Source organism: Mucilaginibacter sp. P4_D1, assembly GCF_056401935.1.
This window is the reverse complement of the sequence record NZ_JBFUIJ010000003.1, coordinates 271,701-297,314: the sequence shown is the minus strand read 5'-3', so window position 1 is coordinate 297,314 and position 25,614 is coordinate 271,701. Positions and strand designations below refer to the sequence as shown.

Sequence of the window (25,614 nt, the reverse complement as noted above, 5' to 3'; positions counted from 1 at the left end):
TCAGATGTGCAGATGAAAAAGCAGATTTACAGATATGCGGCAGGTGGGCAGATGACGTAACATTTGATGTATACTTCTGAATCTACACATCTAAAATCTGCACCCAGAATCTGCACATCTGAAATCTGCACATCTGCATATCTAAAGCCCACCTGCCTTCACCCTCCTTTCCATTACTTCGCGCCAGGTGGTTAGTATAAATCCTTTCTCTTTCAAAAACGCTTTTAACCGTGGATCGAGCATGGCCAGTAAGTCGCCCTTGCGTTTTTTTCCGGTATCGGATATCTGATCGAAGTTTGGCGAGGGATTGGTACAATGCATAATTACCATGGTTAATCCAGGCGACAGGCGGCCAATGCTTTCGATATAGTGATCGGTATACCATTTTTGAATTTCGGCATCGGTCATTTTATCAATATCGGGCATCTGCCAATCGTAACTTGAGTTATGCAGATCGTCGAGTACGGGCAGCCCGGCCTTCCAGATCATGGCCCCGGTTTCTTTCACATTGGCCAATACAGCCGGATCGGGTATCGGCATGCCCTCGGTATATTTACCCTGTTGTTTTAATTCGGCTATGGTAGCGGCCCGGGCTTCGGCACGGTAAAACAGGTCATCGCCGCCGGGGAACATTACCGGAATTTGCTTTTCAATTCCAAGCTTAATATACTTTTCAGTAAATGCCGGCTTGGCAAACAAAGTACCCATGTGCGAATCAAGGTGTGTGGGCTTAAAGCCCATTTTTAAAGCCCTATCCAGTTGCGCCCGTATTTCCTTGTCAACTTCATCTGCCGATGCATTAAAATAAACAGCCACAACACTGGGGTGCAAACATCCTTGTTTATCTGTAAGGCCTGGTACGATACTTTTACCCGCCAGTGGCCCCCAGCGATAGTTATCCCATTCGGATGTTAAGGTTAAATGAAGGCCGGCATCAGTATTGGGGTGCTTATCCAGGTATTTTACAAATTCGGGCACCCACGGGCAGGGCATCATGACACTGGTTGAGGTAGCCACACCCTTTTCAATAGCTTTCTCTACCCCATCGTTCGATTCATGCGACATCCCGGCATCGTCAACATGCAAAATAATTACACGTGCGCCTTTTGGCCAGCCCAGCTTTTCGGCATAGGTTTTTGTTTGCTGTGCAAAAGCTACATTGATGTAAATGATGCAAACAGCAAAAACGATAATTTTTTTCATGATGATAAAGGATTACAATTGGTTTATAAATATACCGATACAAGCTATTTAAACCAAAGGCATCCATATCCAAAAATGAACCTGTAATTACACTTAATTTACTACTTTTGAAATAATGCTACCCGCTACCAACCATACACTCGAAAAATTGGAGATACTGCTCAAAACAGCAGGCTACAAGGTGCGGTACGAGAAAGGCAACTTTAAAACCGGGGCGTGCCTGCTATTAAACAGCCGTATGGTGATTGTAAACCGGTTTTCGAACCTGGAAAGTAAAATTCTGGCCCTGGTTGAACTGCTCCGAGAACTGGAAGTAGATTTTAGATTGCTTGACGAAAAACAGGTTGCATTTTTACAGGAAATAAAACAAACAAAATTGCAGCTGTGACCATAACATTTTTAGGTACCGGAACATCGCAGGGCGTACCTGTTATTGCCTGCGGGTGCGAGGTGTGCACGTCTGCAGATACATACGATAAGCGTTTACGCACATCTATTTTAATTGAAGCCGAAGATAAAACCATCGTTATTGATTCGGGTCCCGATTTCAGGTACCAGATGCTGCGCGCTGGCGTAAAACGCTTGGATGCCATTGTATACACCCACGAGCACAAAGATCATATAGCCGGGATGGATGACATTCGGGCATTCAACTATTTTCAGCAAGGCCCTGTAGATGTTTACGCCGATTTCAGGGTTCAGCGCGCGCTTGCCCGCGAATTCCCTTATGTATTTGATGGTACCGGATATCCCGGTATCCCACAGGTTACCGTGCACCCCATCAGCTTAGATCCTTTTAATATCGGCAGTGTAAAATTTATCCCTATCGAAGTTTTGCATTACCGGCTGCCTGTATTGGGTTTCAGGATAAATGATTTTACCTATATCACCGATGCTAAAACGGTATCAGAGGCCGAAAAAGACAAAATAAAGGGCTCCAAAATATTGGTGATCAATGCCCTGCAAAAGCAAACCCATATCTCGCACTTTACACTCGATGAGGCGATTGATTTCGCCATCGAAATTGGCGCCGAAACCACTTATCTTACCCATATAAGTCATCGCCTTGGCAAACACCAGGAGATATCCGCAGAGTTACCACCCAATATCCGGCTGGCTTATGATGGTTTAAAGCTGGAGATTTAGGGCCAATATTTACTTCAGTTATATCAAAAACAGCCGGACAAGGCTCCCATTATAAATTGATATAACTAATTCTTTCAATAGCCCCTTTATATTGGTTTAGGTGCCCGGTATCGTGGGCATCCACCCGCCCCTTTATAGTTACCTGCTTATCATTTATTTGTGTAAACTGGCCATTATTATATTGAAAAAGCCCTGTTCGCGTTCCCTCTAAATAAAGCGGGCAATCAGGATTAAAATTTATCCAAATGGCATGCCCTGCCGAGTGATCGGCAAAAAGGTTGTCATTAAACAAAGCTGATTGCTCTGGCGCTTCAATATATTTACCGGTAACCTCTACATATTGCCTATCGTATTTTTTAAGATTTTTTACCAGCTCGGTAAAAGGAACACGCTTATAAACGGGCGAGTAATCGTCATTGCAATCGCTCTTAAATACTTGTTTACCATGGCTGCACCCATGCAAGCCCGCCATTAAAATGACCGGAGATACTATTTTGATCAGACATTTTAACACCATCAGGAAGTATTTATGTTTTTAAATATGAAGTTACCTAAAATGAAAGCGGCTTATGCATTGTAATGGAATTTATACAGCGATACGGCGCTGTTATTTGCAACCCACAGTGTTTTGAGGCATACTGATTTTATCACACATGCAAAATTCATATCAATATTTACAACGACGTAAAGGCACACCTAAACTAAATTTTATTTTTTTTAACCTGCCGAAAGCCTATATTAGATTCAAGTTGCGTCCATAAAAAAGGCTTTTGAATATACACCATGAAAAAAATCACAATTTACCTGTTCGCCATTGCTATTTTACCGTTAAACTTATTAGCCCAGGATACAGCTGCAGTAAAACAACAAGCTAATATTTTAGCCCAGGCCATGATAGCCGGCGATTACGCAACTATTATAAACCATACTTATCCTAAAGCAGTGCAAATGGCGGGCGGTAAGCAAAAAATGATATCGATAGTTAACCAGGGTATGGCACAAATGAAAACCCAGGGAATGATTTTTGAAAGCGCAACAGTAGGCTCTCCCGGAAAATTTTACAAAGCAGGTGCCGAAACCCATTGCCTTGTGCCCGAGAACTTAACCATCAAACTGCCAAATGCTCATATAATCAGTCACAGCTATTTATTGGCAATAAGTAAGGATGGTGGTAAAACATGGTCTTTTTTGGATTTAAACAACTCCAGCAGCGATAAAATAAAACAGCTAATCCCTAATTTTAACCCGGCTTTGCAAATCCCAAAATCTACTACCGAGCAAATACTGTAACAGGGTTTAACTGCTATACCCACAGATTTAACCGGCGAAGAGATAAATTGATGACCAACATTTACATACCCCGGGCTACCGAAAACCAACGGCGCATAACTGCCGGCGATATTTCATTTGTACATTACACCGAAAAAGATAGCCTGCAAAACAGCAGGGTTGTATTTAACTGCTATGCCATAAGCTTTGTAATTAATGGCGAGAAAGCAATTTTTCGCCCGGCCAATAATACCATTGTGGGCACCGGCGAAGGGATTGTGATTCCCGAAGGAAATTCCATTATGGCCGAGCATACTTTAAACGATCATCAATACAGCAGTATATTGGTATTCTTTTCGTCGGCCTTCGCCCAGGATTTTTTAAACCGACATAAATTAAACTCGCGGACCACCCAGGTAACACCAGACTATATTAAGTTCAGGCAAACTAATTATATTGCCGACTATGTTAAAAGCATACAAACGCTGATACAGGAGGGGCAAAATTTGCCATACCTATTGGCCGCCAATAAAGTAGAAGAGCTGCTTTTAGTTTTACTGGATAGTTACGGCAGCCAATTGACCGGCCTGTTACGAAGTAACACCCCATCGCCCGAATTGCTGTTAAAAAACGTAGTGGAGAACAACCTGTTCAATAACCTTACGCTTGATGAGTTGGCCTTTTTGGCCAACAAGAGCCTGGCATCATTTAAACGCGACTTTGAAAAGGTTTACCACATGGCCCCCGGTAAATACATTCGCGAAAGAAAGCTTGAGGTAGCCCGGCAGGAGCTGGAACAGGGTAAAAATGCAACATCACTATATGTGGATTTTGGGTACGACAACCTTTCGAACTTTTCATCGGCATTTAAAAGAAAATTTGGCGTAAGCCCAAAACAATACCAGATGAACTTACAAGAAGCATGAGCTGTTTTCAATAGTTTTTGAGCCGCCGGCATTAACGCCTGCGCGGGAAAACAAGCCACATTTGGATATTATTTATATCCAAAAAATCATGAAAAAGTTCCTCTTATTTTTATTTGCAGTCATAAGCTGCTTAAGCACCGAAGCACAAACCTTTACATTAAAAAGCACCGACCTGGGCGGGCAATTCACCAATGAATTTGCATCAAATACATTTGGTTGCACGGGGCTGAACAAATCGCCTCAACTGGAATGGCTAAATGCTCCAAAAGGCACCAAAAGCTTCGCCATTACCATGTACGATCCAAACGCCCCTACCGGCAGCGGCTGGTGGCATTGGGTTGTTTTTGATATCCCTGCCAGTGTTCATCAACTTAAACAAGGCGCGGGCAGTCAATCTGCAAATGAGTTACCCACCGGTGCCATACATGGCAACACCGATTTTGGTGTTCCGGGTTATGGCGGCCCCTGCCCGCCGGTAAATGATGCTGCGCACGGCTATTTTATTACCATTTTTGCCTTAAAAACAGACAAGCTTGGTGTTGGCGATAAAGCATCGCCAGCGTTGGTTGGGTTTATGCTAAACCAGAATGTTATCGCGAAAGCATCGTTAATTATATATGCCAAACGTTAACTGCTAACCGCCTGTGCATAAACCGGCTGTACACAAATGCATGTTGTAACATTTTAGGTTGATAATTTTTTATCCCACAAATATTTTGTTATTTGTAGATGCTTTTCAACAACCGGGTATGCACAGACGAAATTTTCTTAAAACAGGGTCATTAGTTGGCCTTACGTTATCAACATTGGTTACCTCATCATGCAGCCAGCCAGCAGCAGACGATAAAAAACCAGATACCACCGCTACAGACAGTAAGGACGATCTGTTTGAACTTTCCGAAGCTACCATAACCGATTTGCAGGAAAAAATGAAGGCAAAGCAATATACATCGCGCCTGCTTACCGAACTTTATCTGAAGCGAATTGACGAGATTGACAAGAATGGCCCTAAGCTAAACTCCGTTATTGAATTAAATAAGGATGCTTTAAACATGGCCGATGCTATGGATAAAGAGCGGGAGAAAGGCAAAGTACGCGGCCCCTTACATGGCATACCCGTGCTGATAAAGGATAATATAAACACTGGCGATAATATGCATACCACTGCCGGCTCGCTGGCATTGGCTGATAATTTTGCCAAACAAGATGCTTTTATTATCCACAAATTACGCGATGCCGGGGCCGTTTTATTGGGTAAAACCAATTTAAGCGAATGGGCAAACTTCCGGTCAACACACTCTACCAGTGCGTGGAGCAGCCGGGGCGGGCAAACCAAATGCCCCTATATTCTCGATCGTAACCCCAGCGGCTCAAGCGCCGGATCGGGCAGCGCTGTAGCGGCCAATTTATGCACCATAGCCATTGGTACCGAAACCGATGGTTCAATAGTATCGCCATCGTCAGTAAACGGACTGGTGGGCATAAAACCTACCGTAGGGTTATGGAGCAGGTCGGGCATTATTCCTATTTCCAAAACACAGGACACCGCCGGGCCTATGGCCCGCACCGTTAAGGATGCGGCTATCTTTTTAGGAGCATTGGCCGGAGTTGACCCACAAGATAGTTTTACCCTGGCCGGCAAAGGCAAGGCAGAGGCTGATTACACCAAATTTTTAGATGCCGATGGCTTAAAAGGCAAACGCCTCGGGGTCGAAAAATCGGCAATGGAGGGCAACGCTGGTATGGTGGCTTTACTAAAAGAAGCTATTAAAACCCTGGAAGGCAAAGGCGCTACCGTAATTGAAGTTGAGTTGAATAAAGAGCTGAAAGATATTGGAAAAAGCGAGTTCCCGGTTTTATTATATGAATTTAAAGATGGGCTGAACCAGTATTTAAGCAACGCTAACAGCAAAGTAAAAACCCTGGCCGATGCAATTGCCTATAACAAGCAAAACGAAGCCAAAGCGATGCCATTTTTTAAACAGGAAACCCTTGAACTGGCCCAGGCCAAAGGCGACTTAAATACCGAAGAATACCTAAAAGCCGTAAAGCAAACCAATGCCGGTACCCGCAAAGCGATAGATAAGATTTTAACCGATAACAAACTGGATGCCATCATAGGCCCCACCAACGGCCCCGCAGTTTGCATCGACCTGGTAAATGGCGATTATGACAACGGTTTCGGATTTTCCAGCCCGGCAGCTATGGCGGGCTATCCGCACATTACGGTACCCATGGGATTGCTACATGGCTTGCCTATTGGCCTGTCGTTTTTTAGCACTGCCTGGAAAGAAGGCGATATTATTAAGCTGGGGTATGCTTACGAGCAGGCGAGTAAAAAACGTGTTAAGCCTTTGTTTAAAGTGGATTTGTTGGGGTAATAGTGAGTGGTTGATTGGGTTAAAGCTCGGCCCATCATAATGGCCAGCGCAAACGCATCTAATTGGGTTAACATAACTTAACACATTTCAGATATTTTTTTTATAAACATTTAATAATCAATATTTTATATTTTATCATGGTTAACACTAAACTGATGGCGCAATTTAGGCAGATCCAAATATTTGTGCCTGTTGTTGGCCAATACAAGTCCCTTCGGTAGCTGGATCTTTTAACTGGGATCAGCCAATAAAAACAAGATGTTGTTTGATGCTTATATCTTCCCGACGCCATAAGCTCACTCCATCACCTGTTTTGATGCGTTTGCCCCGGGTAATGCGCCGAACTACGCCACTTTTATTTTAACTTTTTCTAACTTAGCCCATTGTTCAACAATCAATTCATATGGAATTTGGCAAAGTAGCACCCGAAGAATTACACTTAATAGATTTCACCCTTCCGCCTGATGCAGAACTTACAACCAACGTATTAGCAACGGCTAAAAACAATGAGCTAATACAGGTTCACGTAGGTTGCGCCAAATGGGGACGCAAAGAATGGATTGGGCAAATCTATCCCCCAAAAACCAAGGAGGCTAACTTTTTAGATGAATACGTAAAACATTTCGATTGCATCGAACTGAACGCCACATTTTATAACGTTTACGGCCCCGATACCATTGCCAAATGGAAAGCCAAAGCCGAAAGCAATCCCGGTTTTAAATTCTGCCCTAAATTTTCACAAAGTATCAGCCACATCCGCAGGTTAAAAAATGCCGACGATGTTACTACAACTTACTATGAAGGCATCATGGCATTTGGCGAAAAGCTGGGACCACTTTTTCTGCAATTGAGCGATAACTACACACCCAAAAGCTTCCCCGAACTGAAAGCATACCTGGATGGCTTGCCCAAAGACGTACCCGTTTTTGTAGAGCTGCGACATAAAGAATGGTTTGCCCAACAGGAAAACAGCGACAAAGTATTCAGCCTGTTTCGCGATCTTAATATTGGCGCCGTAATAACCGACGCATCCGGACGCCGGGACGTGATACACATGAGTTTGCCCACACCTCATGCCTTTATCCGGTTTGTGGGTTGTACAGATAAAGAAGGCGAATACAGCATTGATGAAGCCCGCCTGGATATATGGGTAGAAAGGATAAAAAAATGGCAGCAGGAAGGTTTAAAATCGGTTTGGTTTTTTATGCATCAGCATGACGAACGGTTTTCGCCCATACTATCAGATTATGTAACTAAAAAATTAAACGCGGCCCTTGGCACAAACTTAATTCGCCCCAAATTTATTGATCAGCAAGGTGGTTTATTTTAATGCCTTGCCATACTAATTAACGGTTAGTCTTGAGTCGAAAGCCTTAAGTTCTGAGTCAAAAGCAAAATATGACTCGAGACTTCCAACTAAAGACTACCGACTTAATATTAACTCGACACCAGTCCCGAAATCACGTTGATGCTCAATGCCACAATAGCGGTATTAAAAGCAAAAGATATCATCCCGTGAATCCATGCCAGCCGGCGGATTTGCCGGGATGAAATCTCGATATCCGATACCTGGAAAGTCATCCCCAACACAAAAGAAAAGTATACAAAATCAAGGTAATCGGGCTCAAAACCCTTTTCATCGCCCGGAAATTCCAGTCCGCCTAAAGGTTTGGTCTTGTTATCACCATCGGTATCTGTAGCGTAATACATATGGGCATAACGCAGGGTAAATATGGTATGCACTAATATCCAGGAGATAATCACCGACGTCATTCCTAACAATACATGGCCGGTAACTACGGCAGGAGATAGCTGCTTGGATGATTTGAGCAGGAAAAAAATTGCCAGGAGACTAACGATGGATGCCACAATAACAAAAGCAAATATCAATACCCGGCTGGAATCCTCAATTTTGGCTATGTGCCTCACCTCCATTGGGTGCGATGACAGGATGATAACCCAATCCATCACTATAACACTCAGCCCAAATGCCGACCACGTAACCAATGTTGTTGCAGGTATGCTAAAGCGCCCCAAAATAAAAATAAGTGTAGCTGCAGCAACAAGCAAGGATACTAACAAACGGTGATGCGTATCTAACCGTAACCATAATTTCGATTTTCGTTGAGGGCTTGCAGGCATATAGGATTGTACTATGGTAAGTACAAGGTAAATATGGTAAACAATTGTGTAGAAATCATGAATTAATCTTCCTCATCAACAATCCAGGCTACGCGGCCAACCTGGCCATCATCCAGCTGTACCTTGATGCCGCGGGAATGGTATGACGCGCTGGTTAACAGCCGTTTCACAATGCCGCGGGTAAGGGTGCCCGTGCGCTGGTCTTTTTTAAGGATAATATCCACTTCCAGGCCGGGGAAGATATCGCTTCTGTTTTGTCCGTTCATTTTTAGGATTACACTGATTTATAGGGTGATTTCACCGATTATTTAAAAGGATATCTAAAGCCATTTGTTTGGCTTCTGCATCAATTCTAACATAGGTTTTAATTGTGACCCATCTTTGCTTTATAGCCTCGGGCAAGTTATTTATTGACAAATCATCGTCTACAATGACGTAGTTCGCCTTACCGTTTTTATGTACCCACTCCTGTATTTCGCTACCACGATCCTGCATATCCGCGAGGGATTGCCTATCATTAAGTTTAGATAGTTTATTAATAGTTATCCCCCTGATTTTGAAAATCTCCAGCCAACGTGCAATAGTAAAGCTAATCCTATGTGTACTGGCTAAAACCACGTCGGCACCTGTTAGCGCCAACATATCAGCCAGGTTTTCTGCCGATTGTTTGTTAAACAGCATGAACCCGTCGGCACCGATTTCTATTTTTTTCCAGGAAGGTTCGGTTACCAATACTCCATCTATATCCAGCAGGATTACCATTTTGTTAGGCCACCAGCTCCTTTATGGCCGTTTCCACCTTTGCAAAATCAAAGTTAGTCAGCAGCTTATCAAATGCGGCAGTAATATGTTCGTTACCCAGGTTGCCTATACTGCCTTCGTGGGTGTGATTTACAGTTTTATCGGGGTTAAAATCGCCTTGTTCTATAGCTAAGCCCACTTGCTTGTAGGCATCCCTGAAAGGCGTTCCGCTCAATACCATGCGGTTAACTTCCTCCACGCTAAACAGGTATGCATACTTGGGGTCCTTCAAAATATCAGCATTCACTGTTATATTCTGGAGCATGAAGGTGGCCATATGCAGGCATTTCTTCAAGTCGGCAAAGGCCGGAAAAAGGAGTTCTTTAAGCAGTTGCAGCTCGCGGTGATAGCCGGATGGCAGGTTAGTGGTCATCATGGCTACATCGGTTGGCAGGGCTTGCAGGCGGTTACATTTGCCGCGCATAATTTCCCAAACATCGGGGTTTTTTTTGTGGGGCATAATGCTGCTGCCGGTAGTTAGTGTATCGGGGTAGCTTACAAAGGCAAAGTTCTGGCTCAGATAAAGCGCCTGGTCCATAGCCATTTTGGCAAGGGTAGCGGCTATGCTCGATAGCGCCTGGGCGATAATCCGCTCGGTTTTGCCACGACCCATCTGGGCGTATACTACGTTGTAATTCAGGCTATCAAATCCTAATAACTGGGTAGTTAGTGTACGGTTAAGCGGGAACGACGAACCATAACCGGCTGCCGAACCCAGGGGATTTTTATTGGTGATTTTATAAGCCGCCAATACCAGTTCCAGGTCATCGGCAAGGCTTTCGGCATAGGCGCCGAACCAGAGGCCGAACGAGGATGGCATGGCCACCTGCAGGTGGGTATAGCCCGGCAGCAGCACGTCTTTATGCTGCTCGCTTAGTGTAATCAACTGGCGGAAAAGGATTTCGGTTTCCTCAACTACCTGTTGCAACTGGTGACGGAAGAATAATTTGAGGTCGACCAGCACCTGGTCGTTACGGGAGCGGCCGGAATGTATCTTTTTACCCGCATCGCCAATGCGTTGGGTAAGCAGCATTTCTACTTGTGAGTGTACGTCCTCTACCCCATCTTCGATGGTGAAATTACCAGCCTCAATATCGGCATAAATAGCTTTTAGCTCACGCTGAACAAGCTCAAGATCAGCACTATCCATCAGGCCAATACTCTCAAGCATACGGGTGTGGGCCAACGAGCCCAGCACATCAAAAGCGGCCATTTCCTGGTCAAACTCCCTGTCTTTACCTACGGTAAAATCTTCAACCAGCTGATTTACATTAGTGGTTTTTTGCCATAACTTACTCATGGTGCAAATGTAAAACTTAGTAGCAAGATTTCAGTATCAAGTCGCAAGTATCAGGTATCAAGATTTTTGGCAGGGCTGTTACAACTCAACTCCTGGTATTATCGCCAGGTGTTCGGGAGCCGGGCACTTAAAGCTGGCAATAAACCATTTAGGTCTTTTCTTCATTCAAACGCAGTTGGCATCCGAAAACCACTACTTTACACCATCTTTTATCCAACATTCAATTACATACAGCCGCGATCAATTCACGGCACACTTAGGGATTGAAATGAGTACCGGTCCATAGGCGTAATGCATGCAGACGTATTGTAAAGCCCGGCGGAGCGGCGCTTCTGCCGGCGAGCGCAACACCCCGATTATGTACCTGGTGCCCCTGAAACATCGCTAGCATATTCCGTTAAGCCCCCTTTGCACACTCAATTGGTACTCTTGTGCCACCTTTGGGCAAACTATTGCGAAACGTAAAACCAGGGAATATGTAGCAGGCCCGGTTTAGCATTTAATTTAATAGTTTCATTGACATGTACTGCCTCATAAAATGATTTGCCTATAGTAATCTCGGTAGGCTGTTGCAGCGGGCCGCCTTTATCAATGGTGATGTAATGGGCAGCGTTTTTGCCTGTGGTATATCGCTTGTCGGTCACTGTCGTCTTATAAACCAGGGCATCGGAGTTGTCAAATTCGCAGTTGATCGTTATGGTTGCTGTGATGCTATATAGCAAAATAAACAATGCGATATTGAACCGTGTAAATACATTGCTATGGGTTTTAATGTTGGCTCCATTTAAAGCGGAAAGAAAAATTGCGCCAAGTATTGCAGCGATAATAAATGCCGGCAGTATGATAGCAGTATAGCTAAGTAAATCCCAATCGCGTAAAACCCTTAACGTTAAGCCCAGCGGCGTAGCCAAAAGGGCGAGACTTAAACTGGGATAAACAGATCCTTCGCCTTGTTGACTGTTAAACGTCATGATATCGCGTTTAACGTAAAACAAACAGATAACCAGCGGTGGGTACGTTAACCCTGTTGTAACAGCGTACCTGTAAGGATAGGGATAAACAAGCAGCCACATAGCTAAACCAATAGCAATCCAATTTGCATAGGCACTTAACTTTTTAGCAGATGCTACATTTAACTTTCGTTCTTTAGGGCTGTTGCCTATGGCCTCATCGTGCAGCATGGCATCGTAGTCATTTTGGTATTCTTTGGCCTCTATATTTTCAAAGTGAGCAGCCCATTCCAACATTTCGTCATCACCCTTAAGCGTGGTGTAACTGCTTATGTATATGGGCTTGCCGGTTTTGGCTATTATGACCAGGTTATCTTTTTCTATTTTATAGCCTTTGATGTTTGCTTTTAGTAATTCGTTCCTTGTAAAAGTACCCTGGTTAATAATGCTGTCGGGGGTGATGGTTACCTTCTTGCGGATGCTATAATATACCGTAAAACCGGCCAATAGCCAGCATACCCCTCCTATAAGTTGATCATTTGCGTTTTCGGCAGGTTTGGCCGAAACGAACAGATAAATTCCACCGGTTACCATAGTTATTGCTACGATGTATGTGAAAGCTTTCCAGCCGGGGCTAATGGTATATTCTTTGTTCAACGTGATAATTTCAGATGGCTAAAATTAGTATAATTTGCTTTACCGGCCATTACCAAACAGGCCTTTGCCATAGCAATACCTCTACCCCCAACTTTTTCACCGACAAAACTTAGCCCCTTACCGATTACTTTAAATATATCGCCAGTATTTGTTTGGCACATGTATAATGTTACCTTAGTTTTGGGATATGATTTAAAATGCAACAGAACAAATGAACAACGATATAAATTCTCCTAAAAGCCCTAACAAGGGGAAAGCGATTGCAGGCATGATTATGCTTGCAATAGGGGCTATACTGCTCCTGAAGCAGCTTTCTTTTTTTCTTATCCCCGGCTGGCTGCTTAGCTGGCCAATGTGGCTTATTGCCTGGGGATTGTACGTAGGCGGCAAGCACAATTTCAAAAATAATTCGTCGTGGGCCATTATGGTGTTTCTGGGCGTTATATTTTTATTTAACAATAATATTGATAATGCCGATCGCATTGTATGGCCTATTGCCATTATTGCCTTTGGTATGTGGCTGATAGTTAAACGCGGCAAAAGCCATGATCCTGTTACCGGTAAATACAAAACCAAATGGGAAAAAGATTTTGCTGACCCTGCCAACTGGGGTAAAAGAACCGAAAAGCCTAAGTTCGACTTTGGTAAAATGGAAGACCCGATTGTTGACTACACCGTAAAAGATGGCGGCGAAATACCACCATCCGGCGAACCCGCTGCTGCCGATGCCAACACGCCGCCGCAGGATACACCACCTTTCGGCCACCATAACGGCGACGACTACCTGGATACTGTTTCCATCTTCGGCGGGGTAAATAAAACCATCCTGAGCAAAAATTTTAAGGGCGGCGATATCGTTAACATCTTCGGCGGGGCCGAGCTCGACTTTACCCAGGCCGATATTGATGGCCGTGTATACCTGGATATTACCCAGATTTTCGGTGGCACCAAAATCATCGTGCCATCCAACTGGCAGGTGGTATCAGATTTGGCCGCAGTATTCGCCAGCGTAGATGATAAACGTATCCGCAGCACCGCAGCAAACGTTAACGGCAAAATACTGGTACTAAAAGGGGTGTCGATTTTTGCAGGGGTGGATATAAGGAGTTATTAGCCCCACCCAAACTCTCCCCTGAAGGGGAGGGCTTAAAAAAAAGCCTCACCCAAACCCTCTCCAAAGGAGAGGGCTTTAAAAAAAGAGGTTTTAAAGTCTCCCCTACCGGGGGAGATTTAGAGGGGGGCTGCAGTTTAGAACGAAGGAATATTTTATCTATAAACAAAAACAAAAAGTCTCCCCCTTCAGGGGGAGATTTAGAGGGGGCTTATATGAACTGGTACGTAGCAAAATTAGTTTTCAGGGTGATAAGCGGTGATGGCGATCATCAGGCGCAATTTGATGAGCAGTTGCGGTTAATCAGCGCCGAAACCGAACTGAATGCCTTTGAAAAAGCTAACAAGATTGGCCATGCCAACCAGGATAGCTTTAAAAATATTGAGCGCCAAACCGTTAAATGGCAATTTATTGACGTTGCCGAACTTAACCGCATCAGCGAACCTGCCGACGGTACCGAGTTATATTACAACATACACGAAACACCCGACGCCGACCTGTACATCGCCTGGGCGCATCACAAGGCAGCGTTGCTGGGGGTGAGGAATTGAGGGGGAAGAGAGTCAAGAATTAAGAGTCAAGAATCAAGAATTTGAAAATAAAGAAAATGTCATTTCGATAGAGCCAGGGAGGGCTTGAGCGCGAGGGCGAAATAGAAATCTTAGACGCCCTGCCAGGCGACAATGCATGTGGTTTGCATGATGTATAAGATTTTTCGCTACGCTCAAGAGATAGTTTCTCCTCGTACCTCGTTCGAAATGACAAAAGATTATAAAGTAAATTAACAGAACAACATTTTGGCCATACCAAATTTAAAAGCTTCCAGGTTATACGGTGCGTTTGTGGGCTGTGGCTTCGGCTGGGCGGCGCTGCAAACGTATATTATCCATAGTTTTGGTTTTTTGTGGTTCACCTCAACTATTGATGGTTTGCTTAGCGCTGTGTTGCTGGCGGGCGCCTGCTGGCTTATCAACAATAACCTGCGCTACTACCAGCCGGGCAAGGGCAGCTATATTAACCTATTTATATGGGTAGTGGCGCTGGCGGGCATTTGCGCCGCGGGCTGCCGGTACCTATTGCCGCTGCTTAATACGGATGCTATCTTCGTTAATTTTGTTATTCAATCCCTAACTATCCGCTTTTTTATCAACTTTTTGGCCGTGGGCTGGATGGCCATGATCAGCCTGTTGTGGTACTCGCAGCTTGATCAGCGCGAAACCCTGAAACGCAAAACCGAGGCCGAACAGCTGGCCCGCGATGCCGAACTGTACAACCTGCGCCAACAACTGCAGCCGCACTTTTTGTTCAACAGCCTCAACTCCATCAACGCGCTCATCGGCTTTAAACCCGACCTGGCCCGTACCATGATCCATCAACTGTCCGACTTTTTGCGCGGCACCTTAAAAAAGGACGATCAGCAACAGGTACCACTATCTGATGAGCTGGCCCACCTGAATTTATACCTGGATATTGAAAAAGTACGCTTTGGCCACCGCCTGCAAACCGAGATTAGTTGCGACCCGCGCTGCGGCGCCGCCCTGCTGCCCTCCATGCTGCTGCAGCCATTGGTTGAGAATGCCATAAAATTTGGCTTGTACGATACCACCGGCGACGTTACCGTGAGCATCCGCGGCGAAATGGAAGATCATTACCTGGTGGTAATGGTGCAAAACCCATACGATCCGCAAACCAGCCGACCTAAAAAAGGTACCGGTTTTGGCTTGCGCGGGGTGCAGCGCCGTTTATATTTGTTATTTGCCCGTAACGACCTGATGGAAACTTACGCAAATGATAATATATTTACAACCATAATAAAAGTACCACAAGTATGAAGCGCGCCCTGATTATTGACGACGAGCCATTAGCCCGCATGGTTGTAATGGAATACCTGCAAAATTTTAAAGATATTGAGCTGATACAGGAATGTAACGACGGCTTTGAAGGCCTTAAAGCCATACAGCAGCACCAGCCCGACCTGATATTTTTAGACGTGCAGATGCCAAAGATCAATGGCTTTGAAATGCTGGAACTGGTAGAAAACCCGCCCGCCGTTATCTTCACCACCGCTTTTGACGAGTACGCCATCAAGGCCTTCGAGGCCCACGCCGTGGATTACCTTATGAAACCCTTCAGCAAGGAGCGTTTTAACAAGGCTGTCGAAAAATTCCTGGCTACCACCCCCGAAAAACATACCCCCAAACATACCGAAGAACTGCTGGATGCCGTAGCCGCCCATTCGCCCGCCCAAAACGAGCGCATCGTAGTAAAAACCGGCACCAAAGTAAAAATTATCCCCGTTGCCGACGTTGAATACCTCATGGCCGACGACGACTACGTATCCGTTATCACCAAAGAAGGCTCATACCTCAAAAACAAAACCATGAGCTTCTTCGAGCAGACCCTCGACCCACGCCAATTCGTCCGCGTGCACCGCTCGTATATCATCGCCATCACGCAGATCACCCGGATTGACCCGTATGAGAAGGACGCGCATTTAGCTATTTTAAAATCGGGTGCTAAGATACCTGTTAGTAAAACGGGGTATGTGAAGTTGAAGCAGGTGTTGGGGATATAACACGATTGAGGGATTTTGCAGGATTGACAGGATTAAAAAAGAAAAATTTGTCATTTCGATAGAGCAAGGGAGAGCCAGGAGCGGGTGCGCGAAAGAGAAATCTTCGACGCCCTGCATCTAAACCATGCTAAGCTACCACCCCTCTCCCACCATCCAAAGCAAAGCCCCGTGCGATTCCTTCCTCGGGGGAAGGGAAGGTAGGGATTTAATGAACTATGCAGGTAACACCAATATTTATGGCGTACCCCCGCTGATAGAAGCGGGGTCGGGCTCATCCGCTTATACGGCACAGGGCGTTAGGCGCGGGCCGGTATTCGCTGCTATCCCTTACGCGGTTCCGGGTAACAATAACTATCGGCTAAATAAAGTTTATTATATGGAATCAACTAAAGGTAACCCCTTTACACTAAATCTAAAAAACACGTCGGATACGATACTTTTTATTGGATTGGAGCCATTGGGCTATTGTGAGTCACTTCAGCCTAATGACGAATTAAAGCTAAGTGTCACCGCCCCTTCCCTTGATGACTTGACTAACTTTTTTCTGTCCCCGCGGGGTCTCTCAAAGAGGACCCAGCGGCTGCACAGCGCAAGTCGTAATTCCTGAAGCCGAGTTTATGCGAGGTGATTGGGGAACCTCAGGGTCCTCTTCGAGAGACCCTGAGGGGACGGCAAGTCTTCTGTCCCCGCGGGGACGGCGAATTTTCTTTCGGTGTACATAGACGAAACGATATCTTCCATTTCCCGTTCATCGTCAGGTTTCTATCTCGCACTATCCGGCATAAGTTACCCTATCAGTTTCTTTGGGTATTAAAGCTACTTCATATTTTAAATTCTGTCCCCGCGGGGTCTCTCAAAGAGGACCCAGCGGCTGCACAGCGCAAGTCGTAATTCCTGAAGCCGCGTTTATGCGAGGTGTCAGGTTTCGATTTTATACTATCCGGCATAAGTTACCCTATCAATCTCTTTGGGTATTAAAGCTACTTCATATTTTAAATTCCATTCTTTGATGTGTTCTAAAATTGGCAAAAATGCCAGGCCTTTTTCAGACAGCTTATATTCTACCCTTGGCGGTAATTCCTTATAGGCCAATCTTTCCAATAGCCCATCTTCTTCCAGCTCTTTTAGTTGCTCGGTTAGTACTTTCCTTGAAATGAGTGGTATTATAGAATCCAGCTGACCAAAACGAATGGTACGGGTGTTAATTACATTTATAATTATCGGCTTCCATTTATTACCAATAGTGCCAATAGCTCTTGTAAACGGGCAATTTGAACTGCAAAACCTTTCGTCTTTCATATCATTTAAGTTTGTAGTTACCCAATGGTAACCAGAATACACTTTCGTTAGTTACAAATATAAACTATCGACAGTATCTTTGTGAAACAAATTTAAATATAAATTAAAAATGAGCAGATTAAAAAATAAAGTAGCAGTGATTACAGGCGGTAATAGTGGCATTGGGTTTGGCATTGCGCAAGAATTTAAAAGTGAAGGTGCTGTAGGCACCATTGTGGGCAGAAACCAGGAAACTTTAAATAGTGCTGTGGCCCAGCTTGGAGATACTTTTATAGCCATAAATGCCGATGTAACCAACCTTGCCGACCTGGAAAGGGTATTCAAAGAGACAGCTGAAAAGTTTGGTAAAATAGACGTGATTGTAGCCAATGCAGGTGGCGGAGCTGTAGGAACTGTGGCAACTATTGGCGAAGCCGACTATGATAAGACAATGGATTTAAACCTGAAAAGTGTTTACTTCACTGTTCAGAAAGCATTGCCCTATATGAATGATGGTGCTTCTGTTATTTTAATAGGGTCGAACGCAGCACATCGGGCATATGCAAATTTTACGCTTTATGGTGCAGCAAAAGCTGCAGTTATCTTTTTTGCAAAAGGATTTTCAAGCGACCTTTTAGACAGGAAGATCAGGGTAAATGTAATAACACCAGGTACAACAGATACACCAGCATTTGAAAAGTTCGTTCCCGCAGAACAAATTGAAGCTGTAAAAACACACTTTGCAAGTGTAATGCCAACAGGCAGAATTGGGCAGCCAGCCGACATTGGTAAAGCAGCGGTTTTCCTGGCCTCTGACGATTCCTCGTTCATGCTTGGTGCCGAACTCCTTGTTGATGGCGGTATGACCTATTTGGCTAAGTAATTAACCTCTCACCGGCGCGGGTATGTATCCCGTGCCATTATATAATTAAAATAATTTTCAAAATGAGTAAATCAGAAAATAAAGCAGCGAGCTACGCAATTATCGGCTTCGGCAAAATCGGCCAGGCCCTGGCTAAGGCATTTGCCCGCAACGGAATCAAAGTATCCGTTGCAACCACACGCGACCCCGAAAGCTTCGCATCAGACGCAGCCGCAATCGGGCCAGAGATCATTCCCGCAACGCTGGCTGAAGCCGTTACGGCCGACGTCATCTTTTTAGCCGTGCGTTTTGAATCGCACCCGGATGTAGCGAAGGCACTACCCAACTGGCAGGGCAAAACCATCGTAGATGTGACTAATGCTTATGGTGTGCCCCCTGAAAAGCTGGAAGGTCTGCCTTCCGCTAAGTTAGTGGCCCAAGCCTTCACCGGCGGAAAACTGGTTAAGGGCTTCAACCATTTGGGAGCTGCCATTCTTGGCCAGGACCCGGCCGTACATGGTGGCCGGAGAGTTGTGTTCCTGGCGAGCGACGATGACGGCGCAGCAGCAGAGATTGGTGCGCTTGCTGAAAATCTCGGTTTCGCGCCAGTCAAACTTGGCGGGCTTTCGGAAGGCGGACTGCTTGTGCAGGCACACGGAAATACCTGGGGTAAACTCATCTTTCAAGACTTAATCAAGTTTGCCTGATGAATCGTGATCGCTAATTTCGATGCGATCCCGCCTTTTGGACAAAGAGAAACGCCGTTTGATTATAAGTTTCTTTAAAATCCCTGTTTCTTTAGGAAGCAGGGATTTTTCTTGTTTCAATTTAGTTTGCCAAAAGAAAGTCATCAACGCCGTTGAGCATACTAAGTGATTTACGATGCTTGTTTTTTGTCTTTTATCAGGCAGCTTAAGTAAATTGCGAATAATTATATCTTTGAACGATGTCCAGTTTTGAAACGTTTTTCGATTACATTAAGGAAATATCAGGCAAACTGCTTTCGGAGGATGATAAGCATTTGTTGATGGCACATTTCAAACCCAAAAAACTTCGAAAACGGCAATACTTTTTACAGGAAGGAGACGTATGCAAATATATCGGGTTTATTGTAAAAGGATCTGCCAGGACTTTTACGGTAGACGACAAAGGGCATGAACATATCCTGAAATTATCTTTGGAAAACTGGTGGCTGGCCGATTTTGAAAGCTTTTACAAGTTAACCCCAAGTCGCTTTAATATAGAAGCGCTGGAGAACCTGGAGGTTCTGCAATCAACCAATGCTCAAATTGAGGAGTTTCTGAAGGATATACCTGCCTTTTCAGCGATGGCGAACGTAATAAGTCAAAATAACACCATTGCAACTCAAAAAAGAATGCAGACCGCAATGAGCTATACGGCTGAAGAGCGTTACGAGGATTTGATCAGCAATTATCCGCAATTTCTACAGCGGTTCCCGCAAAACATGATCGCTTCTTACCTGGGTTTATCCCCGGAAACTTTGAGCAGGCTGAAGAAAAACGCTATTAAATAGAGCCTCGTCAATATATCTTCCCGGATGCAAAAAAAGCGCTTATCAATGGAATATATGCCGTTGTAACCCGTCAAACTTTCTGCTGCTTTGGCGTTTCACTCATATCTTAAGTTACTATTTTACAATTACTTATCTGATTAATGTGATATAGGTCATCACCTTGGATTGACCTATATCAAGCGTATTTAATGATTCATGTCAACCCCCGGTTCGTTACAATACAGCATCTTTGGATATGATTCAGAACGGAAAAACCGGGAAGAATTTGAATATATTAACATATAAAAATGATGAGTAAATTAAAAAATAAAGTAGCGGTAGTTACCGGTGCTTCAAAAGGAATAGGTGCATCTATTGCCAAACACTTCGCGGCAGCAGGCGCCAAGGTGGTTGTAAATTATGCCTCAAGTAAAGAAGGCGCGGATAAAGTAGTTAAGGAGATAACCGACAATGGAGGCATAGCCATTGCGGTACAGGCCGATGTATCTAAAGAAGCCGATGTAACCAGGTTGTTTAAAGAAACTGAGCATACTTTCGGTACGCTGGACATTTTGGTAAATAACGCGGTATCTCAAGGATATGCACCTATTGAACAAATTTCGGTGGAAGAATTCCACCAAAGTTTCGACGTGAATGTGTTAGGGCCAATATTGACTATCCAGGCAGCTTTGAAACTTTTCGGCGATAAGGGTGGCAACATTATCAATATCAGTTCGGGTGCAAGTAAATACCCTCTTCAAAATGCCTCATTGTACTCTTCAACTAAAGCGGCGTTGGATGCCTTCACAATAGCTTTATCTAAGGAGTTGGGTATTAAAAACGTTCGTATCAATTCTATTTTACCGGGCGCCACAGCAACAGAAGGTGCAGCCAGCGCGGGCGTTACCGCCGGCAGTGAGTATGAAAAGATGTTTGTTGAAAAAACACCACTTGGACGTAGGGGCCAGCCCGAAGACATTGCGAAAGCTGCCGTTTTCCTTGCTTCGGATGATGCAGCCTGGATTACGGGCGAGCAAATTTCCGTTTCGGGTGGTATGTATGGGTTTTAAATCCATCACCTCCCAAAAAAGTGAATGACAACGGAACGAAATTATTAGTTTACGTGGTTTCACTAACACGCAAAAAATAATTATTTCAAAAGTATAAGCTTCTTTCAAATCCCTGCTTTCTTCCGGAAGCAGGGATTTTTCGTTGCTTAAAATAATTTTCGGCGCCCGCAGGGAAAGACCCTGAGGGAAACAAGCTTCTGTCCCGCAGGGTCTCTCGTAGAGGACCCCGCGGATGCACAGTGTAAGTAGCAATTCTCAAAGCCTCGTTTATGCGAGATGATCGTATCCCCCCTCAGGGTCCTCTCCGAGAGACCCTGAGGGGACGGCGAGGGAAACGACGAATTCAGTCCTTAACTCGCGTCAAACTCCACAATCCATTCTATCCCATACTTATCCCTGAACATTCCGGCATACGTACCCCAGGGAGTGTCGCCAATGGGGCCTTCAACATCACCGCCAGCTGACAGACCGTTAAATATGTTGTCGGCTTCTTCACGGCTTTCGGCATTAACTAATATTTTCGACCGGTTTTCGGCTTCGTTTACCGGTCCCATAAATTCGGGCACGTCATTGGCTATTAGCACATTGTGTTTACCCAATGGCAAACCAATGTACATGATTTTATTGGCCTCATTTTCTGGTATCGGGAATTCGGGGCCCGCCAGGTCCTTGAAACGGGTGATCTTTGTAAACTCTCCGCCAAAAACCGATTTGTAAAAGGTGAATGCTTCTTCGGCATTTCCATTGAAGTTGATCCAGGGATTAATTGCTCTCATGATTTTTATGTTTTAATTGTTAATTATTTCGGTTTAATATCTTAGGATAAAGTTGACAACAAGTCTTCCAGGTTTTTTAATGTCATGGTAAAGCCTATTTTGAAGCCCTCCAATAATTTCTCCAAGCGTTCAAACGATTCATTAAAAATGACAATGTCCACTTTTGTTATACCGTTTTGTTCGCTGAAATTGTAATCCCATTCAGAACCCGGCAGTTCACGATTTTCGTCTTTATCTGAAAACGCGTTGTACATCTTAAAATTGGTTTTCGGGGTAATGGATGTAAATTCCTGCACAGACCAACGCTCCTGCCCGTCGGGGCTTATCATCGCGTAAAATCGCCGCCCGCCTACTTCAAAATTCATATACTTGGTTTTGGCACGCATAGGTGCAGGTGCCCCCCATTGGTCCAGTAATTCGGCTTTGGTAAAGGCATCCCATACTAAAGATTGGCCGGCATTAAATTCCCTGGTTATAAATACCGTTTTCGCTGCTTTGTCAACGTTAAAATCAAATAGCAAATCGTTGTTCATTTTTCTGTTTTTTTAATTGTTGATAATAGTTGGTCCAGTTGATTGAATTGTGTTTCCCAGCTTTGCCTGAACTGGGCTAACCAGTTGTCGAATTCCTGCATTTTTTTTGCGTTAAAGTGATAATAAATCTCCCGGCCACTCTGCTCGGGTTTAATTAAATCACATTCGTGTAATACTTTAATATGTTTTGATACGGCCTGCCGGGTCATATCAAATTTTTGAGCCATGGCATTTGGTGTTAATGCCTGTATGGCAATTAACGTTAAAATAGCCCTGCGTGTTGGGTCGGCGATGGCTTGGAATATATCTTGTTTCATGTTGTAAAGTTCAAATAAGCAACCTTCAGGTTGCAATATATATGCAACTTTTGAGTTGCGCAAATTTATTTGCAGTTTTTTTGTTGATGCTTCCCTTCTCGAGATCCGGATAAGACGCCGAAATTAAACTACTTTAATTTTTCAGTTTCTCTGTAAGCATACCTTTGCATCACAATGGCACATTAAACCGATGAATATGGGACTTATAAAAGTTAACGGCATTCAGCTATATGTGGAAGTCAAGGGGGCTGGGTTCCCTGTTATCCTGGTACATGGCGTGGGTGGAGATCATGACGCACACTTAAGAAATATAATTGAACCACTATCGCGAAACTTCAAAACCATTGCGCTGGATTGCCGTGGTCACGGCCGGTCAGACAAGCCATTACAGTTTACCATGGAGGATCATGTGAACGACATTTTGGGCATCATGGACCATTTTGGCTTAGAAAAAGTGTATCTGTTGGGTGTTTCCATGGGCAGTTATATTGCGCAGTTGGTTGCGATCACGGCCCCGCACCGGGTTGACAAATTGATATTGACCGTTACAAAATCCAACGGACACACCTCGTCAATACAACGCTTATTTAAGGAAAACGAAAAAGACATTAAAGGTCTTGATATGCACGAAACCATTGTGAAGCTGTTGAAATATATGGTTTATGATCCCGGATTGATGAAAAACCACCTGGAGATATTTGAAACAAAACTGAGCCCCGATCAATTTAGTGCTGCTAATAAAGCCATTGGCGCATTTGATTTCAGGAAAGACCTCTGGAAGGCAACCGCAAAAACCCTGGTGATTAGCGGAAAGCATGATGGATTGAACCCTCCCGAAGAAGGACGGGAAGTTGCCTCACTCATAAAAAATGCAACATTTGCAGTTATGCCATATTCCGGGCATGCACCTATGTTTGAAGAACCGGATGCCTATGTAAGTATCGTTAAGGACTTTTTGTTGAAATAATCCGCCACTTTATTTCGCCGCAGATCACCTCACCTCCCCCCTCTGCTTCCTGATCCTGCTAAGTGACTGCGGCGTTATACGTAGATAAGATGCGATATATTGTAAGGGAACAGCCAGGGCAAGGTCGGGGTAGCGTTTCACAAACTCCTGGTGTCGTCGGGCAGCGGTGCCGAAGTGCAGAAAATCATTGTCTTTAATTTTGTTAATCAGCGCTGCTTCCGTCAAACTTTTGGTGAGCAGGAACAGGTTTGGAATTTCCTGGCTCAAACGGTTCCAGCCGTTACGGGTAATGGTGAGCAACCTGGCTTCGGTAACAGCCTGTATGCCCGATGTAGCAGGTTTATTATCATAAAAGCTTTCAAACTCCATCATAAACTGGTTGGCGCGCACAAAATATTTGGTGGCTTCTTCCAGGTCATCACCGGCAAGGAATATGCGAAAGATGCCACTATCAACAAAGCCAATACTGTCGGCCATATCGCCGGGCTTGTAAAAATGGTCGCCTGCTTTTAAAACCTTTAACTCAAAACAAGCCACGATGTGTTCAATCTCGCTGGTGTTTAAAATTCCGCCAAAGGCCATTGCCCTGCTCAGGTTATCCATAATGCAAGCTTATTGATTTATTTTACCAAACCCAAACCGATGAGGCTTTCGGCACAGGATAATACGGCTTCCTTGTTGTCAATGGGGTGCCAGTGCAACAGTCTTTTTGCCTTAGTGGTGTCTGGAATTCTTTCCTTCCCCAAATCAAGCAATACCGGCTGCAATGTTTTATCAAACAAGGCAAAAATACGCGTCAGGAAATCGGGCAGTATAAGTTTGGGTATTTTCCGGCCCGGGTACTTGTCTCTGAGGATAGCAGACACATCCTTAAACGACAAAAATCCCGCCGAACCTATAAACCGTTCGTTGGCCGCGTTTGGATCTTCCATCGCCAGGATCAACAAATTGGCTATCGAACGCACATCAACCATATCGAAGCCGATATTTGGTAATGCGGGAATGCTGCCGTCAAGCATTTTAAGTACAATGTTAGCTGAAGTGCCAAAATCGCTTTCCAACACCGGGCCAAGGATGGCCCCTGGTAATACTGTAGCCAGTTCCAGGCCACTTTTGTGGTTTTTAATAAAATCCCATGCCGCACGCTCGGCAATGGTTTTACTCCGGAAATAGGGCAATGTATCTTTCAGGTTAGTGGCATCGGTCCAAACTGTTTCGTCAAAGGTGCCGCTTTCCTTTCCTTTTTCCTTGCCGTAAAGCACCGCGCCCGACGATGACGTTAACACTACCCGTTTTACTTTATTTACCGACGCCGCTTTCAATATATTTAGCACCCCGGCCCTGGCGGGAATAATAAGCTCATCGTCGTTTTTAGGCAATACCCTTGGGAATGGTGATGCAATGTGCTGGATATAATCTACCCCCCTGCTCAGCTCCAGCCAGGTTTTCTCGTCCGAAAGCTCGGCTTCTGCAAACGTGAGGTTATCAATGTGTGCAGTATGCTTAGTAATAATCTGCCTGATCTCGTCAGCCCGTTTCATATCTCTTAAAGTGCCCGTAACGTAGTAGCCCTTTTCTAATAGCTGAATGGCCGTATGCGAACCCACGAAACCTGATACCCCGGTTAATAATACTTTCTGTTTCATAAAACAAATGTAGAATGCCCTATTGGGTTCATCGCTTAACAATTGGTAAGAAAAAAGCCGCAGACAATAGCTATTGCTACAATTAACGCAACATGACACTCCCATTACCATCCTGCCCTGCTTACGTCAAAATGTATCATTCTTCCCCACTTCCGTATAAATCGGGCTGCAAAAGGCGCTCTACATTTGTG

29 protein-coding genes are annotated in these 25,614 nt (G+C 44.5%); 16 read left to right on the top strand and 13 right to left on the bottom strand.

The window, feature by feature from the left end:
• Positions 1–141: 141 nt before the first annotated feature.
• Complete coding sequence (locus AC1DV1_RS05160; protein WP_477356237.1) at positions 142–1,203, bottom strand: polysaccharide deacetylase family protein; 1,062 nt, start codon at positions 1,201–1,203, stop codon at positions 142–144.
• Between the two features lie 115 nt (positions 1,204–1,318).
• On the opposite strand from AC1DV1_RS05160, the gene AC1DV1_RS05155 reads away from it, so the two are divergent.
• Entirely contained in the window at positions 1,319–1,591 is a 273-nt protein-coding gene (locus AC1DV1_RS05155; RefSeq protein ID WP_477356235.1) for a hypothetical protein, read from the top strand.
• Positions 1,588–2,349, top strand: a complete 762-nt coding sequence (locus AC1DV1_RS05150; RefSeq protein WP_477356234.1) for an MBL fold metallo-hydrolase — start codon at positions 1,588–1,590, stop codon at positions 2,347–2,349. Before AC1DV1_RS05155 ends, AC1DV1_RS05150 begins: the two co-directional genes overlap by 4 nt.
• Before the next feature lie 49 nt (positions 2,350–2,398).
• Here the strand turns inward: AC1DV1_RS05150 and AC1DV1_RS05145 are convergent, their stop codons facing one another.
• The gene (locus AC1DV1_RS05145) at positions 2,399–2,866 is read right to left on the bottom strand and encodes a hypothetical protein (protein ID WP_477356232.1); all 468 of its coding nucleotides are present in this window, start codon (positions 2,864–2,866) and stop codon (positions 2,399–2,401) included.
• 266 nt (positions 2,867–3,132) lie between these two features.
• Here AC1DV1_RS05145 and AC1DV1_RS05140 point away from each other — a divergent pair, with 266 nt between their 5' ends.
• The 5 genes from AC1DV1_RS05140 to AC1DV1_RS05120 all read left to right on the top strand — a co-directional run bounded on the left by AC1DV1_RS05140 (position 3,133) and on the right by AC1DV1_RS05120 (position 8,255).
• The gene (locus AC1DV1_RS05140) at positions 3,133–3,639 is read left to right on the top strand and encodes a hypothetical protein (protein WP_477356230.1); all 507 of its coding nucleotides are present in this window, start codon (positions 3,133–3,135) and stop codon (positions 3,637–3,639) included.
• 50 nt (positions 3,640–3,689) lie between these two features.
• Positions 3,690–4,544, top strand: coding sequence for a helix-turn-helix domain-containing protein (locus tag AC1DV1_RS05135; RefSeq protein WP_477356228.1), 855 nt, complete (start codon positions 3,690–3,692; stop codon positions 4,542–4,544).
• Positions 4,545–4,632: 88 nt separating this feature from the next.
• On the top strand, positions 4,633–5,175 hold the full coding sequence (locus AC1DV1_RS05130; RefSeq protein ID WP_477356226.1) for a YbhB/YbcL family Raf kinase inhibitor-like protein: 543 nt from the start codon (positions 4,633–4,635) through the stop codon (positions 5,173–5,175).
• 118 nt (positions 5,176–5,293) lie between these two features.
• Positions 5,294–6,925 carry an amidase gene (locus AC1DV1_RS05125; protein ID WP_477356224.1) on the top strand — a complete coding sequence of 544 codons (1,632 nt, stop codon included), beginning with the start codon at positions 5,294–5,296 and terminating at the stop codon, positions 6,923–6,925.
• Between the two features lie 403 nt (positions 6,926–7,328).
• Complete coding sequence (locus AC1DV1_RS05120) at positions 7,329–8,255, top strand: DUF72 domain-containing protein (protein WP_477356222.1); 927 nt, start codon at positions 7,329–7,331, stop codon at positions 8,253–8,255.
• 107 nt (positions 8,256–8,362) lie between these two features.
• On the opposite strand, the gene AC1DV1_RS05115 is transcribed toward AC1DV1_RS05120, so the two are convergent.
• The 5 genes from AC1DV1_RS05115 to AC1DV1_RS05095 all read right to left on the bottom strand — a co-directional run bounded on the left by AC1DV1_RS05115 (position 8,363) and on the right by AC1DV1_RS05095 (position 12,775).
• Positions 8,363–9,067, bottom strand: coding sequence for a DUF1345 domain-containing protein (locus AC1DV1_RS05115; RefSeq protein ID WP_477356220.1), 705 nt, complete (start codon positions 9,065–9,067; stop codon positions 8,363–8,365).
• 62 nt (positions 9,068–9,129) lie between these two features.
• Positions 9,130–9,333 carry a YwbE family protein gene (locus tag AC1DV1_RS05110; protein WP_477356218.1) on the bottom strand — a complete coding sequence of 68 codons (204 nt, stop codon included), beginning with the start codon at positions 9,331–9,333 and terminating at the stop codon, positions 9,130–9,132.
• A gap of 31 nt (positions 9,334–9,364) precedes the next feature.
• Positions 9,365–9,829 (bottom strand): HAD domain-containing protein, encoded by a 465-nt coding sequence (locus AC1DV1_RS05105; RefSeq protein WP_477356216.1) that lies wholly within the window; start codon positions 9,827–9,829, stop codon positions 9,365–9,367.
• Positions 9,830–9,833: 4 nt separating this feature from the next.
• Entirely contained in the window at positions 9,834–11,168 is a 1,335-nt protein-coding gene (argH, locus tag AC1DV1_RS05100; protein ID WP_477356214.1) for an argininosuccinate lyase, read from the bottom strand.
• A 449-nt stretch (positions 11,169–11,617) separates the two neighbouring features.
• Positions 11,618–12,775, bottom strand: a complete 1,158-nt coding sequence (locus tag AC1DV1_RS05095) for a hypothetical protein (RefSeq protein WP_477356212.1) — start codon at positions 12,773–12,775, stop codon at positions 11,618–11,620.
• Positions 12,776–12,986: 211 nt separating this feature from the next.
• Here AC1DV1_RS05095 and AC1DV1_RS05090 point away from each other — a divergent pair, with 211 nt between their 5' ends.
• The 4 genes from AC1DV1_RS05090 to AC1DV1_RS05075 all read left to right on the top strand — a co-directional run bounded on the left by AC1DV1_RS05090 (position 12,987) and on the right by AC1DV1_RS05075 (position 16,461).
• A complete protein-coding gene (locus tag AC1DV1_RS05090) occupies positions 12,987–13,889 on the top strand; it encodes a LiaF transmembrane domain-containing protein (protein ID WP_477356210.1) in 903 nt (300 codons plus the stop codon).
• A 212-nt stretch (positions 13,890–14,101) separates the two neighbouring features.
• A complete protein-coding gene (locus tag AC1DV1_RS05085; protein WP_147056705.1) occupies positions 14,102–14,437 on the top strand; it encodes a DUF4288 domain-containing protein in 336 nt (111 codons plus the stop codon).
• Between the two features lie 246 nt (positions 14,438–14,683).
• Positions 14,684–15,718, top strand: a complete 1,035-nt coding sequence (locus AC1DV1_RS05080; protein WP_477356208.1) for a sensor histidine kinase — start codon at positions 14,684–14,686, stop codon at positions 15,716–15,718.
• Complete coding sequence (locus AC1DV1_RS05075; protein ID WP_477356206.1) at positions 15,715–16,461, top strand: LytR/AlgR family response regulator transcription factor; 747 nt, start codon at positions 15,715–15,717, stop codon at positions 16,459–16,461. Before AC1DV1_RS05080 ends, AC1DV1_RS05075 begins: the two co-directional genes overlap by 4 nt.
• 936 nt (positions 16,462–17,397) lie before the next feature.
• Here AC1DV1_RS05075 and AC1DV1_RS05070 read toward each other — a convergent pair.
• Positions 17,398–17,760 (bottom strand): winged helix-turn-helix transcriptional regulator, encoded by a 363-nt coding sequence (locus AC1DV1_RS05070; RefSeq protein WP_477356204.1) that lies wholly within the window; start codon positions 17,758–17,760, stop codon positions 17,398–17,400.
• A gap of 109 nt (positions 17,761–17,869) precedes the next feature.
• Here AC1DV1_RS05070 and AC1DV1_RS05065 point away from each other — a divergent pair, with 109 nt between their 5' ends.
• The 4 genes from AC1DV1_RS05065 (at position 17,870) to AC1DV1_RS05050 (ending at position 21,184) form a co-directional block, all read left to right on the top strand.
• Positions 17,870–18,622, top strand: a complete 753-nt coding sequence (locus AC1DV1_RS05065; protein ID WP_477356202.1) for an SDR family NAD(P)-dependent oxidoreductase — start codon at positions 17,870–17,872, stop codon at positions 18,620–18,622.
• Between the two features lie 62 nt (positions 18,623–18,684).
• Entirely contained in the window at positions 18,685–19,308 is a 624-nt protein-coding gene (locus tag AC1DV1_RS05060) for an NADPH-dependent F420 reductase (RefSeq protein WP_477356200.1), read from the top strand.
• A gap of 239 nt (positions 19,309–19,547) precedes the next feature.
• Positions 19,548–20,135: a Crp/Fnr family transcriptional regulator gene (locus AC1DV1_RS05055; RefSeq protein WP_477356198.1), complete on the top strand. Its 588-nt coding sequence runs from the start codon at positions 19,548–19,550 to the stop codon at positions 20,133–20,135.
• Between the two features lie 287 nt (positions 20,136–20,422).
• Positions 20,423–21,184 carry an SDR family NAD(P)-dependent oxidoreductase gene (locus AC1DV1_RS05050; protein ID WP_477356196.1) on the top strand — a complete coding sequence of 254 codons (762 nt, stop codon included), beginning with the start codon at positions 20,423–20,425 and terminating at the stop codon, positions 21,182–21,184.
• Between the two features lie 350 nt (positions 21,185–21,534).
• Here AC1DV1_RS05050 and AC1DV1_RS05045 read toward each other — a convergent pair whose 3' ends face one another.
• Genes AC1DV1_RS05045 through AC1DV1_RS05035 form a run of 3 tightly spaced genes read right to left on the bottom strand, consistent with a single transcriptional unit; the run spans position 21,535 to position 22,810 of the window.
• On the bottom strand, positions 21,535–21,960 hold the full coding sequence (locus AC1DV1_RS05045) for a VOC family protein (protein ID WP_477356194.1): 426 nt from the start codon (positions 21,958–21,960) through the stop codon (positions 21,535–21,537).
• Positions 21,961–22,001: 41 nt separating this feature from the next.
• A complete protein-coding gene (locus AC1DV1_RS05040) occupies positions 22,002–22,493 on the bottom strand; it encodes an SRPBCC family protein (protein ID WP_477356192.1) in 492 nt (163 codons plus the stop codon).
• Complete coding sequence (locus AC1DV1_RS05035; protein ID WP_090644261.1) at positions 22,490–22,810, bottom strand: ArsR/SmtB family transcription factor; 321 nt, start codon at positions 22,808–22,810, stop codon at positions 22,490–22,492. The genes AC1DV1_RS05040 and AC1DV1_RS05035 overlap by 4 nt, the downstream gene beginning before the upstream one ends.
• A 196-nt stretch (positions 22,811–23,006) precedes the next feature.
• Between AC1DV1_RS05035 and AC1DV1_RS05030 the strand changes: the two genes are divergently transcribed.
• A complete protein-coding gene (locus AC1DV1_RS05030) occupies positions 23,007–23,777 on the top strand; it encodes an alpha/beta fold hydrolase (RefSeq protein WP_477356190.1) in 771 nt (256 codons plus the stop codon).
• A gap of 24 nt (positions 23,778–23,801) precedes the next feature.
• Here the strand turns inward: AC1DV1_RS05030 and AC1DV1_RS05025 are convergent, their stop codons facing one another.
• Positions 23,802–24,380, bottom strand: a complete 579-nt coding sequence (locus tag AC1DV1_RS05025) for a Crp/Fnr family transcriptional regulator (protein WP_477356188.1) — start codon at positions 24,378–24,380, stop codon at positions 23,802–23,804.
• Between the two features lie 17 nt (positions 24,381–24,397).
• The gene (locus tag AC1DV1_RS05020) at positions 24,398–25,423 is read right to left on the bottom strand and encodes an SDR family oxidoreductase (protein WP_477356186.1); all 1,026 of its coding nucleotides are present in this window, start codon (positions 25,421–25,423) and stop codon (positions 24,398–24,400) included.
• Positions 25,424–25,614: the final 191 nt, after the last annotated feature.